The organism is Mycobacterium sp. BMJ-28, assembly GCF_054404835.1.
Genome location: NZ_CM136783.1, coordinates 3,236,848 through 3,251,080 on the forward strand (window position 1 = coordinate 3,236,848; position 14,233 = coordinate 3,251,080).

Annotated in this window: 10 protein-coding genes; 6 read left to right on the forward strand and 4 right to left on the reverse strand. The window is 64.2% G+C overall.

Annotated features, from left to right (window positions below):
• Positions 1-2 precede the first annotated feature (2 nt).
• The 6 genes from ACXPWS_RS16110 to ACXPWS_RS16135 all read left to right on the forward strand — a co-directional run bounded on the left by ACXPWS_RS16110 (position 3) and on the right by ACXPWS_RS16135 (position 7,602).
• Positions 3-1,028, forward strand: a complete 1,026-nt coding sequence (locus tag ACXPWS_RS16110) for an MCE family protein (protein ID WP_458713362.1) — start codon at positions 3-5, stop codon at positions 1,026-1,028.
• The gene (locus tag ACXPWS_RS16115; RefSeq protein WP_458713363.1) at positions 1,025-2,341 is read left to right on the forward strand and encodes an MCE family protein; all 1,317 of its coding nucleotides are present in this window, start codon (positions 1,025-1,027) and stop codon (positions 2,339-2,341) included. Before ACXPWS_RS16110 ends, ACXPWS_RS16115 begins: the two co-directional genes overlap by 4 nt.
• A complete protein-coding gene (locus ACXPWS_RS16120; protein ID WP_458713364.1) occupies positions 2,338-3,684 on the forward strand; it encodes an MCE family protein in 1,347 nt (448 codons plus the stop codon). Before ACXPWS_RS16115 ends, ACXPWS_RS16120 begins: the two co-directional genes overlap by 4 nt.
• Entirely contained in the window at positions 3,684-4,814 is a 1,131-nt protein-coding gene (locus ACXPWS_RS16125) for an MCE family protein (RefSeq protein ID WP_458713365.1), read from the forward strand. Before ACXPWS_RS16120 ends, ACXPWS_RS16125 begins: the two co-directional genes overlap by 1 nt.
• A gap of 1 nt (position 4,815) precedes the next feature.
• Positions 4,816-6,264: an MCE family protein gene (locus ACXPWS_RS16130; RefSeq protein WP_458713366.1), complete on the forward strand. Its 1,449-nt coding sequence runs from the start codon at positions 4,816-4,818 to the stop codon at positions 6,262-6,264.
• A gap of 339 nt (positions 6,265-6,603) precedes the next feature.
• Complete coding sequence (locus ACXPWS_RS16135) at positions 6,604-7,602, forward strand: hypothetical protein (RefSeq protein ID WP_458713367.1); 999 nt, start codon at positions 6,604-6,606, stop codon at positions 7,600-7,602.
• Positions 7,603-7,926: 324 nt separating this feature from the next.
• Here the strand turns inward: ACXPWS_RS16135 and ACXPWS_RS16140 are convergent, their stop codons facing one another.
• The 4 genes from ACXPWS_RS16140 to ACXPWS_RS16155 all read right to left on the reverse strand — a co-directional run bounded on the left by ACXPWS_RS16140 (position 7,927) and on the right by ACXPWS_RS16155 (position 13,973).
• The gene (locus tag ACXPWS_RS16140; RefSeq protein ID WP_458713368.1) at positions 7,927-8,313 is read right to left on the reverse strand and encodes a YciI family protein; all 387 of its coding nucleotides are present in this window, start codon (positions 8,311-8,313) and stop codon (positions 7,927-7,929) included.
• Positions 8,314-8,415: 102 nt separating this feature from the next.
• A complete protein-coding gene (locus ACXPWS_RS16145; RefSeq protein ID WP_458713369.1) occupies positions 8,416-8,808 on the reverse strand; it encodes a YciI family protein in 393 nt (130 codons plus the stop codon).
• A 143-nt stretch (positions 8,809-8,951) separates the two neighbouring features.
• Complete coding sequence (locus tag ACXPWS_RS16150) at positions 8,952-9,947, reverse strand: alpha/beta fold hydrolase (RefSeq protein WP_458707626.1); 996 nt, start codon at positions 9,945-9,947, stop codon at positions 8,952-8,954.
• Between the two features lie 627 nt (positions 9,948-10,574).
• Positions 10,575-13,973, reverse strand: coding sequence for a pyruvate carboxylase (locus ACXPWS_RS16155; protein ID WP_458707627.1), 3,399 nt, complete (start codon positions 13,971-13,973; stop codon positions 10,575-10,577).
• Positions 13,974-14,233 lie beyond the last annotated feature (260 nt).

Below are 14,233 nucleotides of genomic sequence, written 5' to 3' on the forward strand. Positions count from 1 at the left end.
ACGTGCGTTCCTTGAGAGGGCTCCTATGGCGACTCGCGCTCCTGTTCGTCGTGTGCGGGGTCGGTGCAGGAGCATTGATAGCCACCTACGGACAGTTGCGGTTCTCCGAGGAGAAGACCTACAACGCGGTCTTCGAAACCGTGAGCGGCTTGAAGAACGGCAACTTCGTGCGCATCGCCGGCGTCGAAGTCGGCAAGGTCAAGCACATCACCATCACCGATGACGCCAAAGCGCTGGTGACGTTCGGCGCGGACGACTCGGTCGTTCTCACCGCGGGCAGCAAGGCCGTCGTTCGCTACGACGATCTCATCGGCGGTCGCTACCTCGCCTTGGAACAGGGCCCAGGGGAAACGAAGATCCTCCCGCCCGGCGGGACGATACCGCTGGACCGCACCGTGCCCGCCCTTGACCTGGACGCCTTGATAGGCGGGTTCCGCCCGCTGTTCCGAGCATTGGACCCCGACCAGGTCAATGCGCTCAGCGGACAGCTCATTGCGGCATTTCAGGGTCAGGGGCCGACCATCGGGTCGATCCTCACCCAGACCGCAGCGCTGACGAACACCTTGGCCGACCGCGACGCGCTCATCGGGCAAGTCGTGGTCAACCTCAACACGGTGCTGGGATCACTGGGCGATCGCAGCGACAAGTTCGGCGAAGCGGTTGATTCACTGTCACAACTCGTCCATGGGCTGGCCGGCCGTAACCAGGACGTCAGCAACGCCGTGGCGTACGCCAACGCCAGCGCCGCCACGCTCGCCGACCTGCTGACCCACGCTCGGCCACCGCTGCAAAAGACGGTCCAGCAGACCGACCGCACCGCCGCTGCCGTGCTCGCCGAGCACGACTACTTCGACAACCTGCTCAACACGCTTCCGGACGCCTACCGGGTACTGGGTCGCCAAGCTCTCAACGGGGACTTCTTCAGCTTCTACCTGTGCGACATCGCACTCAAAGTCAATGGAAAGGGTGGCCAACCGGTGTACATCAAGATCGCCGGCCAGAACTCAGGCAGGTGTACCCCACAGTGAAGTCCTTCCGCGAGCGCAACCCGATCATCATCGGAGCAATATCGCTGATCCTCGTCGCAACCGTCACGGTGGGCGCGCTGAACTACAACAGCCTGCCGTTCCTCTCCACCGGCAACCGCTACTCGGCGTACTTCGAGGAGGCCGGCGGCCTGACGACGGGAGCACCCGTGCAAGTGGCCGGCTTCACGTCCGGTCAGGTAAAGAAGATCACCCTCGAACCCGAAGGCGTCCTCATCGAATTCACCGTGGCCGACGACATTCGGTTGGGCGAGCAGACCGAAGCCTCCGTAAAGACCGAAACCCTGCTCGGCAACAAACTCCTCGAGGTCGCTCCGCGCGGTGCCGGCCACCTCGACGGCGCGATCCCGATCGATCGCACTACTTCGGCGTACCAGCTCCCCGATGCCCTCGGCGACCTCACCGCAACGATCAGCGGGCTGGACACCGACCAGCTCTCGGGTGCTCTGCAAACCCTCTCGCTGACATTGCAAGACACCCCGCCCGAACTGAAGCTCGCCGTCGACGGTGTCGCGCGGTTCTCCCAGACGATCAACCAGCGCGACACCGAGCTGCGCAACTTGCTGTCCAACGCCAGCAAGGCGACGACGGTCTTGGCTGAACGCACCGACGCGATCATGCGGCTGATAAAGGACACCAATACGATCCTGGCCGCCCTGCGTAGTCAAAGCGCCGCGCTTGACACCATTTCGGCCAACATCTCCTCGCTGGCTCAACAGCTACGCGGCTTCATTGCCGAGAACCGGGCGACGCTGAAACCCGCGTTGGAGAAACTCAACGGTGTCCTGGCGACCGTCGACAACCGCAAGACCCAGATCCAACAGTCCATCAAGGGCCTCAACACCTATGCCATGAGCTTTGGGGAGGCGCTGTCCGGCGGCCCCTTCTTCAAAGCCTACGTCTCCAACCTCATCCCGGGACAGTTCATGCAACCGTTCGTCGATGCGGCATTCTCCGACCTGGGACTGGACCCCAACGTCTTGCTACCTTCCGAGCGCACCGACCCCCCGACCGGCCAGCCGGGCACACCTGCACTACCGGTCCCCTTCCCCCGAACGGGCCAGGGTGGAGAGCCGAATCTGACTCTGCCCGATGCCATCACCGGCAATCCCGGAGATTCTCGCTACCCGTACCGCGAGCCGCTACCCGCACCTGCCCCTGGTGGCCCACCGCCAGGGCCCCCGGCGCAGCAACCGTCCGATCCGAACGCCTCGACCCCGCCAACCCCGAGCCGGGTATTCGAGCCCGCACCCGGCGAGCCTGCACCCATCCAGCAGCCAGAGACCGGCCAATGATCAACGCGCGCTTGGCAAAGATCGCGCTGGCCACCGTGTTGATCGCCACTGTGGCGGGTGCGGGCTACGTCCTGATCCATTCTTTCCAGAAAGCTCACCGCAACCAGGTGGTCGCCTACTTCGACAACAGCAACGGCGTGTTCGTCGGTGACGACGTGCGCATCCGAGGTGTCACCGTAGGCAAGATCGAATCGATCGAGCCACAGCCCGCTCAGGTGAAGATCACGTTCTGGTTCGACGACAAATACCCCGTACCCGCCGACGCCAAGGCGGTCATCATGTCTCCGTCGCTGGTGACCGCGCGCGCCATCCAACTGACGCCGCCCTACCGTAGTGGCCCCACCCTGGGTCACGACGCCGTCATCCCGGAGCAACGCACAGCAGTGCCGGTGGAATGGGACGACGTCCGTGCCCAGCTGCAGCGTCTCACCGCGACGTTGCAGCCGGCCGAGCCGGGCGGGGTCAGCACCCTGGGTGCCTTCATCCACACCACCGCCGACAACCTGCGCGGCGAAGGCCCCGCGATCCGCGACGCGATAATCAAACTCTCACAGACACTTTCAGCGCTCGGCGATCATAGTGGTGACATCTTCACCAGCACCAAGAACTTGTCGATGCTGGTGTCGGCACTGCAAGACAGCACAGATCTGCTCAGACAACTCAATGGAAACCTCGCGTCGGTGTCCGGGCTACTGGCTGACGACCCTGGCGAAGTCGCCAGTGCCGTAAAGGACCTCAACGACGTCGTGGGCGATGTGAGCAGTTTCGTGCACGACAATCGCGAAACGCTCGGCACCACGTCGGACAAACTGGCATCGGTATCAACCGCGCTCACGCAAAGCCTCGACGACATCAAGCAGACTCTGCATATCCTGCCCACCGTTGCGGCCAATGCCGCCAACCTCTATCAGCCCGCTCAAGGCACGCTGAGCGGAATCGCGGCGGTCAACAACTTCAGCGATCCCCTCACGTTCATCTGCGGCGCAATACAAGCCGCATCGCGGATGGGTGCTGATCAGTCCGCGAAGCTGTGCGTGCAGTACCTAGCGCCCATCGTCAAGAACCGGCAGTACAACTTCCCGCCACTCGGCTTCAATCCAATCGTTGGGCCGGCCGCCCGCCCGAACGAGGTCACCTATAGCGAGGACTGGATGCGTCCCGATTACGTTCCGCCGCAGACGCCGTCCGCTCCCGTCGACCCCCCTTCACCGTTGCCTGCCGAATCCGCACTGGCCCCCGAATCGCCCCTCGCCCCTACCCCGGCTGCCGGGCCCCCGACGCAACAGACCGATCCTGCGGCAGGCCTGCCAGGCCTCATGTTGCCGCACGGCGCGGGGTCGTGATGAGGAGACTCCGATGGGCAACCGGCGCAGTACTTCTGGTGACGATGGTGGGGCTGTCGGGGTGCTCGTGGCGCGGGCTGAACTCCCTGCCGCTGCCCGGCACCCAGGGCAGCGGCGAGGGCGCCTTCACCATTCGGGCGCAGATGCCCGACGTGAACAACATCGAGCCCAACACGCGGGTCCGAGTCGGCGACGTCAACGTCGGCACGATCACCAAGATCGAGCGCCAAGACTGGCACGCGTTGGTGACGATGCGGCTCAACGGCGACGTGAACCTGCCCGCCAATTCCACGGTGACACTGGGCCAAACCAGCCTGCTTGGCTCGCTGCACCTCGAACTCGCGCCACCCACCGATGCCGCACCAGAAGGCAGGCTGCATCAGGGGTCCTTGATCCCGCTGTCGGCCGGTAAGGCCTATCCGTCCACCGAGCAGACCCTGGCGGCGGCCTCCATGCTGCTCAGCAACGGCGGAATCGGGCAAGTCCAAGACATCACCACCGCGCTCAGCACCGCGTTCGCCGGCAGGGAGGGGGATCTGCGGAGTCTGATCGTCCAGCTGGACACCTTCATCGGCCGGGTCAACGATCAAACCAACGACATCATCGAAGCCACGGACAGCCTGGACCGATTGGTCGGGCAGTTCGCCGCGCAGAAACCCGTCATCGACAAAGGCCTTGAGACCATTCCCGACGCGTTGGCCGTGCTCAACCGCGAACGAGACACGCTCATCGACGCCGTCGATCAGTTCGGCAAATTCAACGCCCTGGCAGCTGATTCGGTCAACCAGACCAAGGACGCACTCGTTCATGAACTCAAGGACTTGGGTCCAGTGCTGGAATCACTGGCCAACGCCGGGCCCGCACTGACCCACTCGTTGGGCCTGATCTCGACCTTCCCCTTCGCCAAGGACACCCTGACGAAGTGGTTCCGCGGCGACTACGCCAACGTCAGCCTCGTCGTCGACATGACGTTGAGCCGGCTCGACTCGTCGTTCTTCACCGGAACCCGGTTCGAAGGAGATCTCACGAAGCTGGAAACGCAGTGGGGACGCACAATCGGCGTGCTACCCAGCCCATACACCGCAGGCAACCCACTGCTTGCTCCCTACCGCTACGACCAGGGGCCCTGACATGTACCTGCCCAGACGAGTCAAGGTGCAGTTGGTCTTCTTCTCCGCGGTCACGCTGATCGCCGGCGGGGTGATGACCTTCGGCTATTTAGACCTGCCGAAGATGCTCTTCGGTGCCGGGCACTACAAGGTGACGGTCAACCTCGCAGGATCAGGGGGCCTGTACGCGAACGGCAATGTCACCTATCGCGGCGTCGAGGTCGGCCGCATCGACGACGTCCGCTTGAGCACCACCGGAGTTGACGCCGTCCTTTCCCTGAACTCCGACACCAAGATCCCCGCCGATCTCGTCGCCCAGGTCCACAGCCAGAACGCAGTCGGTGAACAGTTCATCGAGCTCGTTCCGCGGAGCAGCAATGGGCCTGCGCTGAAGAATGGCGACGTCGTATCGCTCGACCGCACGACGTTGCCGCCCGACATCAACGCGGTGCTCGCCGCCGCCAACACGGGTCTGCAGGCCATCCCGCACGACGACCTGAAGACGGTGATCGACGAGTCATACACCGCAGTCGGCGGTCTCGGCCCCGAGCTGGCGCGGATCGTGAAGGGCACGACCACCCTCGCCTCCGACGCACGTCGCAATCTGGATTCGATCACCACGGTCATCGACCAGTCCAAATCGATCCTGGACACCCAAACCGACACGTCGAACTCGATTCAAGCCTGGGCGACCAACGCGGCCCAGATCACCAACCAGCTGCAAGCCCAGGATCCGGCGTTGAACGGCGTGCTGGATAAGGGTCCCGCAATGGCGGACGAGATACGGGACCTGTTCAACCGGCTGCAACCCACCCTCCCGATCGTGCTGGCCAACATGGTCAGCCTCGACCAGGTGGCGATCACCTACCAGCCGAGCCTCGAACAGATCCTGGTTCTGCTCCCACCCGATGTCGAGATGCTGCAGGGCGCTGCGCTCGCCAACCGGGACACTAAGCAGGACTACAAGGGCCTGGCTCTCTCGTTCAACTTGAACGCCAACCTGCCGCCGCCATGCACGACCGGCTACTTGCCGCCCCAACAGGTACGCCCGCCCAGTGAAGTCGACTACCCAGATCGCCCCGCCGGAGACATGTACTGCCGAGTGCCCCAAGATTCGCCGCTCGACGTCCGCGGTGCCCGCAACCTGCCGTGCCTGACCCGGCCGGGCAAGCGAGCGCCCACCGTGAAGCTGTGCGAGAGCGACGAGAACTACGTTCCGCTCAACGACGGCTACAACTGGAAGGGCGACCCGAACGCGACACTGTCGGGCCAGTCCGTGCCACAACAACCGCCAGGAGCGCCTGCGGCCGGAGCGCTGGTACCGACGCCGCCGCCCATCGCCACCGCGCAATACGACCCCAGCACCGGGACGTACATCGGGCCGGACGGGAAGACCTACACGCAGTCAAATCTCGCGCATGGCCAACAGCCATCCACATGGCAGGACCTGCTGGTCCCCCCGGGCAATTGACCATCATCGGGAAACGTTCTGCAACACCGAAACAGTCAGCGGGGAAACGCATCACAACGCGCACGAAACTAGACAAGGTCTTTTGCCGCCGACAGGGAAGCGTCAAGCGAACAGCGTCGACTCGTCGGCGATACATGGGATGGTTCGTCGGACAATGGATGACACGCTGCGCATTGGGGCTAGTACGCCGCCCGATGGGCTGGATAAGGTTCTCCCGCCCGACTACACAGACGGCACGATACGTCTCCACTCTGGTGTCGTACTCGGTCTTAGATGCCGGTTGACCAGTGATCCGATTCTCAACGAACGAGGTGAAGAGTGACGCTTAGGACGACAGTCGTGGGATCGTGGTGGCCATACGCGGATGCCCAAGACGAGCTGCGGCAGTACCACGCCGGGCAACTGACAGCCGAGAAGGGCACCGAAGTTCTAAACCGGTGTGCAACCCGAGCCATCGCCGAGCAACGAGATTTCGGATTCGCGGAATGGACCGGTGGCGAGTACTTTGCCGACCGCTTCATCGCGCATTTCTCGAAGGCGTTGACCGGCATCACAGTCGACGTGCCACCGGAGGAAGACGAATTCGACTACGACGACTTCGGTCACATCCGGATCGACGGAGACGTCGACGCACCGAACGGCCTCGGGCATGTCGATGCCTATCGGCGCGAAGCCGTACTTGGTGGCGGCGTGCGAAAAGCGACCGTCGTCAGTCCATTTGAACTACTACTGACCGCCTTTGATCAGCAAGAAAAGTTGCGGGAGCAGACATCCAACCTCATCCGAATAGTCAATCGGGAGATCCGCGGCCTCGCTGAGGCAGGATGCTCGCACGTGCAGCTGGACGCTCCCGTTGTGGGCATTATGGTCAACCAGGGCCAGCTCACGCCCGTTGCGGCGGCGTCGATCGTCGCGGGCTGCTTCGAAGGTGTGACGGGAACCATCCGGGGGCTTCATCTATGCAACGGAAACAATCGCGGGCGCCCCTTTTCCTCGGTGCTGCGAAACGCGTCCTGGATACCCGTCTTCCAAGAACTCGACGGCGTGGTGGACGTCGCGAACGTCGAAGCATGTTATTACGGCGAGTATCTCGAGCGCGACGCCTTCAAGGATCTTCCCCAATCAATGCAGCTCGCCGCGGGCATCGTTGATGAAGCGAACTATTGGGTGGAAACCGTGGCCAAGATCAAGAGTCGTGCCGCGGACTGGGCACGCGTCGTGGGTGAGGAACGTCTGTGGATTCAGCCTTCCTGCGGCTTCGGACGCCACGCTGTCCGCGATCGCGCCGTTCTTGAGCCAAAGATGACCAATCTGGCGGAAGCGGCAGCGTCCTTTTGACGTTTTGCCTCGTTCGGCGGGCTGCTGCCGACAACAACCAATCTGTTCGAAACCGGTCGCGGCCGCCTCACCGTGCGAGTTTCGTCCGCACGGCACGTCGCAGTCTGCATAATCGCGACTTCGGCCAATGCCACGTCGCATGAGCGCGCTGTGTCCACCAGTCGCGGGTGGTGCCATGTTCAGCTTGGTTGCGCGGCGGTTCGCCACCTTGGCGCTCGTTGCGGACCGCGGGTACTTTCGCACTGACACCTGTGGCAGGACTGCTCGACGAACTCACCCTTGCTGTGGGCCAGCTGAGTGCGCGGCCCCATCGGGGTGATGAAGCTAGCGCACCTGGGGGCGGATCCCCGCCGAGTAGTACACCTGGACGGTGTAGGACCCCTCATTCATCATCCACTCCCGGACGGTGAAGGTACGCGCACCGCTGCTGTGCATGGGATCCGCGGCGGCGATCTTGCAGGCGGCGTCGATGGAGTCCGCCCGATACATGAACAGGCCCTCGCCGAGCCACTCGGACAGGTCCTCGCTGGCCAACGGTCCCGCGGCGAACATGATGCCGTCACGCTCGAGCGTGGTCTGGTAGGCAACGTGCCCTTCCAAGTTCGCCAGGACCGAACCGAGGCCGTTGGTAGGCGTCGAGGCGATGACGTACAAGCGCAAGCCAAGCAAGTTGTGCGTCGCGGCGAAGTCGATCATCGCCAACCACGGCATCTTCGGTTCTTGGGTCTTGAAATCTCCGCTTCACATCAACTGCGCGAGAAGGTCGCAACGCCAGCAGACGCCTGTTGGTGGTGCACATCGACTGGCGTGGGTTCAAGCGAAGTCGAACGCGCCGCTCGACAACGTGAGGTCGATCCGGATCGATCCCTCATTGATCTGCCAGGGCACGATGCGGAAGGTACGAAGTCCGGCGGCGTGCATGGGGTCCTGCTGCGCCAAAAGCCGAGCCTGTTCGGAGGTCTCCGCCCGAAAGACGATGAGTCCGCTACCGGCATAGGAGAAGTCCTCGGTGAGAAACGGTCCGGCTATGAATATCCGCCCCGCCGCCTCTTGCTCGGCGATCCATTGCTTGTGCGCGGGGATGACTCGCTGGATGTCTTCCATGTTGGCCTGCCCGCGCTCGGTGAAGCAGGCGAAGTACACCTTCTGCGCACCGGAATGCCGAAGGTCGGCGTGCGCCTTGGTGGTGGGACTGGTGACGCTCATCGAATGCTCCTTTTCTTGGCGGCTCATGGGTCGGCGACCCGGACAAGCCAACGGATCGTTGCCCTGGCGGACGTGCTATCCAGGTTGCGCAGCCGGCGGTACAGAACCCGAATCCAGCGCGCGGCAACAGTTGTATTGGCCGACTACATGTCGAGCAGTCTCCTGACCAGCACGGTGACATCGTCGGGCTTCTCCATGGACCAGAAGTGCCCGGCGTCGATGTACTCGACGGCGACGTCGGCTGCGTTGGGGATGTAGTCGCGGGCGTCTTCGTAGAATTCCCGGGGCTGGCTCTTGCTGTCGTAGCCCTGCATGATCATCACCGGGCATTTCCATTGGGCGAGCAGGTGGTTGCGCCGCTCAAGCCATTCCTGGCGGAATGTCGAGGAATTGAAATAGCGTGGCACGGCGCGGTTGATGTCCGGGTACGCGAATTCCTGGATCGTGCGGCGCATCTCGTCATCGGGTAGCTGGATCTTGCTGATCCAGGTGTACAGCCACACCACGAACCGCACCGGGTCCTCCATCATCCCGGTCCGCGGGGCTTCGGCGAACATCGGTCCCTGCGGCGCCAGGTCAGGATGGAAGTGGTAGAGATGCTGTTCGCCGCGTCCGTACCGAAGCACACGATCGGGATGGTTGGCCACAATGTAGTCGGCCTGCATGGTGCCACGGTCGTGGGCGATGATGTTGAACTTGTCCACACCGATCATGTCGAGCGCGGCGACCAATTGTTCGGCCGCACCCTTGTGCCGATAGTCGCCGGCCGTCTTCTCCGACTGCCCGTAGCCCTTCAGATCGATTCCGATGCAGCGGTTCGTCATCGACAGCGCCGCCATCTGGTGATGCCACTGATACCAGGAGTCCGGAATCCCGTGCAGGAACACGATCGGCTCGCCGACACCCGCCTCGACATAGTGAAATTTCACCGTCTCCTGATCGCCGGGGGCGTTGACGAAGTGGTGCGTGAACGTGACTCCGTCCAGCACCTCTTGGTCACCGTCCTGATCACCCGCGCGGGCTTCCACGTCCGTGAATTGGGCTACGCGCGCGGCGATCTTCTCTTCGTCGGGGAAGAATTTCGCAAGTACCTCCTGCGCCCGCTCGGGAAGCTCGGAGTAATTCAGGGAACTGGTCATGTGATTCTTTCTCGACGTTGGACGCGACATCGTGATGACCCGCCGCCGGTCGGGGCTAGAGACCCCACCGGATCTTTGGCACGCGATTTTGCTTTCGGGCGCCTTCGAGGCTATGGCGTAAGCCACGCCGTACCGAGTCACCAGCCGACACCGTACGATCCAGTTTGCGAATTGTCGGGGTTGGTGAGGAATGCCGGTTAGCGTACTGCCGCTGCACCGCACCACCCGCGAGGTACGGCTCACCGACGCGGGCACGGCGTTTGTCGATCAGTGCCGGATACTGGTTGGCGGCGCGAGCCCCGCCGACTCCGCGGCAGACAGGCAGCGGACGGACCATGCAGGCGACTCCGAATCGGCGCGGTCACCTCAGCGTTCACCGACCCGGCGCATTTCATGCGTTCGTACACATACATTCCCGCGTCGACACGGGGGGTGCACGAAGTGACACCCACATTGCCGTCGGGCTGTTGTCGCGCCGTGAACTGGACATCGCCCAGATCCGCCAACTCACTGCCCCCGCGACTGCGACCGGTTGATCGGGCAATCCCAATCCGACGTACTAAGTCGCTGACAGCCAAGTGCCAAGGCCATCAGGCGGCCCGCGAAATTTGCCTCCAATGATGCGGGTCAGCTGACCACCACGAGCAAGTCGCCGCCCTCGACCTGAGCGGTAGCCGACACGGCCACCCGCTCGACGGTGCCCGCCTTGGGTGCGGTGATGGCCGCTTCCATCTTCATGGCCTCGATGGTGGCGATGCCCTGGCCGGCGGTGACCCGATGACCGGCGGCCACGTTGACGGTGACGACACCGGCGAACGGTGCGGCGACGTGGTCGGGGTTGGTCCGGTCGGCCTTCTCTGCGGCTGGGATGTCGACGGCGACACTCTCGTCGCGCACGACCACCGGACGGAGTTGACCGTTGATGATGCACATGACGGTGCGCATGCCGCGTTCGTCGGTCTCGGAGATCGCCTCGAGGCCGATGATGAGTTCGACGCCGCGGTCGATCTGGATGCGGTGTTCATCACCGTGGCGCAGCCCGTACCAGAACTGGTTGGCCGACAGGCGTGAGGTGTCGCCGTAGATCTCGCGGTGCGCCTCGAATTCCTTTGTCGGGCCTGGGAACAGCAGCCGGTTCAACGCGCGCTGCCGTTCGGGGCCCGGCTTGGCGAGCAGCGCTTCGTCCTCCGCGGTGAGTTCGGCGGTCGGCTTGGCCGGTGCACGTCCGGCGAGCGCCTTGGTCCGCAGCGGTTCGGGCCAGCCGCCGGGTGGATCACCCAGTTCACCGCGCAGGAACCCGATCACGGAGTCGGGGATGTCGAATCGTGCCGGATCGGCGGCGAACTCGTCGGCGGTGGCACCTGCACCGACGAGCGCGAGCGCGAGGTCGCCAACGACCTTCGACGACGGCGTGACCTTGACCAAGTGACCGAGCACCCGGTCGGCCGCGGCGTACGCCTCCTCGATCTGCTCGAACCGATCGCCCAAACCGAATGCGATCGCCTGTTGACGCAGGTTCGACAGCTGGCCGCCGGGAATCTCGTGGGAGTAGACCCGGCCGGTCGGGGAAACCACACCGGATGCCGCAACATCGAAGGGTGCGTAGACCTTTCGCAGCGCTTCCCAGTACGGCTCCAGATCGCACACGGCGCGTAGCGACAATCCGGTGTCGTACGTGGTGTGCGCGGCGGCGGCCACGATGGAGCTCAAGGCCGGCTGGCTGGTGGTCCCAGCCAGTGGGGCGGCCGCGCCGTCGACTGCGCTGGCGCCGGCCTGCCACGCCGCCGTGTAGGTGGCCAGCTGCCCGCCGGGAGTGTCGTGGGTGTGCACGTGCACGGGCAGGTCGAACCGGCTGCGCAACGCGCTGACCAACGTGGTTGCCGCAGGGGCGCGCAGCAACCCTGCCATGTCCTTGATGGCCAATACGTGGGCGCCGGCATCGACGATCTGCTCGGCGAGCTTGAGGTAGTAGTCCAGCGTGTAGAGCTTCTCGGCGGGATCGGACAGGTCGCCCGTATAGCTCATCGCGACTTCGGCTATCGCCGAACCGGTTTCACGCACCGCGTCGATGGCAGGCCGCATCGACTCGACGTTGTTCAATGCGTCGAAGATGCGGTAGATGTCGATACCCGTCGCGGTGGCCTCCTCGACGAACGCCGAGGTGACCAGTTCCGGGTAGGGGGTGTAGCCGACGGTGTTGCGGCCCCGCAGCAGCATCTGCAGACAGATGTTGGGCACCGCTTCCCGCAACGCCGCGAGCCGCTCCCACGGATCTTCCTTCAGGAACCGAAGCGCCACATCGTAAGTCGCGCCACCCCAGCATTCGATCGACAACAGCTCCGGGGTCATCGTGGCGATGTACGGCGCGATGAGCGCGAGACCGGAAGTGCGCACCCTGGTGGCGAGCAGCGACTGGTGCGCGTCCCGAAACGTGGTGTCGGTGACGCCCACCGCCGGCGAGTCCCGCAGCCACGCCGCGAAGCCCTCAGGTCCCAGCTCGAGCAGCCGCTGCCTGCTGCCAGGTGGCGGCGTCGACGCCGGGTCTTCAAGGTCGATGTCGGGCAGTTTGTCCTGCGGGTACACCCTCGCCTGGCCGCCGTAGGGCGAATTGACGGTGACTTCGGCGAGGTAGTTGAGCATCTTGGTGCCGCGGTCAGCGGGAATGTGCGCGGTCAGTAGCTGCGGCCGCTCGTCGATGAACGACGTGGTGACCCGACCCGCCCGGAAGTCGGGGTCGTCGACGACCGCCTGCAGGAACGGAATGTTGGTCGACACCCCACGGATCCGAAACTCCGCCAACCCGCGCTTGGCGCGCGTCATCGCGGTCGAGAAGTCCCGGCCGCGGCACGTCATCTTGACCAGCATCGAGTCGAAGTGCGCCCCGATCTCCGCACCGAGGTTGGTACCCCCGTCGAGCCGGATGCCCGCGCCGCCTGGCGACCGGTAACCAGTGATGCGTCCGGTGTCGGGCCGGAAACCCTTGGCGGGGTCCTCGGTGGTGATTCGGCACTGCATCGCCGCGCCGCGCACCCGAATCGAATCCTGGCTCAACCCCAGATCGGCCAGCGTCTCCCCCGCGGCGATGCGCAGCTGACTGGCCACCAGGTCGACGTCGGTGATCTCCTCGGTGACGGTGTGCTCGACCTGGATGCGCGGATTCATCTCGATGAAGACGTGGTTGCCACGTTCGTCGAGCAGGAATTCGACGGTGCCCGCACACGTGTAGTCGATCTGTCTGGCGAACGCGATGGCGTCGGCGCACATCCTGTCCCGCAGCTCCGGTGCCAGATTGGGCGCGGGCGCCAGTTCGATCACCTTCTGGTGGCGGCGCTGCACGCTGCAGTCCCGTTCGAACAGGTGGATGACATTGCCCTGGCCGTCGGCAAGGATCTGCACCTCGATGTGACGGGGGTTCAACACAGCCTGTTCGAGATAGACCATCGGATCGCCGAACGCCGACTCCGCCTCGCGGCTGGCGGCCTCGATCGCCTCGGCCAGCGAATCGGGGTCGGTCACCCGCCGCATGCCCCGGCCGCCACCGCCCGACACCGCCTTCACGAACAGCGGAAAGTTCATCTGGCCCGACGCGGCGACGAGCTCGTCCACCGAGTCCGATGGCGCCGATGACGCCAGTACCGGCAGGCCGGCGTCCCGTGCCGCCGCAATCGCGCGCGCCTTGTTCCCCGTCAGCTCCAGCACGTGAGCCCCAGGGCCCACGAAGGTGATGCCCGCCTCGGCGCACGCGGACGCGAGTTCCGGGTTCTCCGAGAGGAACCCGAAGCCGGGATACACCGCATCGGCACCTGCGTCGCGAGCGACGCGGATGATCTCGTCGATCGAGAGATAGGAGCGCACGGGGTGGCCAGGCTCGCCGATCTGATATGACTCGTCGGCCTTCATCCGGTGCGGCGAGTTGCGGTCCTCGTACGGGTACACCGCAACCGTCGCGATGCTCAACTCGTACGCGGCGCGGAACGCCCGGATCGCTATCTCACCGCGGTTGGCCACCAACAGTTTGGAAATCACGCGCTACCGTTCACGTCGCTGGCGTCGACGGGTGAAACCATTGGGGCGCGCATTTCGGTTGCCGCCGCATCAGACGCACCTACCACAACGATGCACACATCACGGAGCGTGCCGTTAGGACAACCCGATCTGCTCAAGCCCACACTCCAGCGAGACCACCGCGGCCTCTGATGCGGCCGCCCCGTGCTCCGGCCCGGACACCACCATCGCGTGCTCATCGAGCATCGCATACTCACCGGACTGCGGATCGACGTCACGAA

Bases quoted from the DNA above. Each gene is read 5' to 3' on its own strand.
- ACXPWS_RS16140 (WP_458713368.1), bottom strand. From the start codon at position 8,313: ATGCCGTGGTTGGCGATGATCGACTTCGCCGCGACGCACAACTTGCTT.
- ACXPWS_RS16120 (WP_458713364.1), top strand. From the start codon at position 2,338: ATGATCAACGCGCGCTTGGCAAAGATCGCGCTGGCCACCGTGTTGATC.
- ACXPWS_RS16145 (WP_458713369.1), bottom strand. From the start codon at position 8,808: ATGAGCGTCACCAGTCCCACCACCAAGGCGCACGCCGACCTTCGGCAT.
- ACXPWS_RS16150 (WP_458707626.1), bottom strand. From the start codon at position 9,947: ATGACCAGTTCCCTGAATTACTCCGAGCTTCCCGAGCGGGCGCAGGAG.
- ACXPWS_RS16125 (WP_458713365.1), top strand. From the start codon at position 3,684: ATGAGGAGACTCCGATGGGCAACCGGCGCAGTACTTCTGGTGACGATG.
- ACXPWS_RS16130 (WP_458713366.1), top strand. From the start codon at position 4,816: ATGTACCTGCCCAGACGAGTCAAGGTGCAGTTGGTCTTCTTCTCCGCG.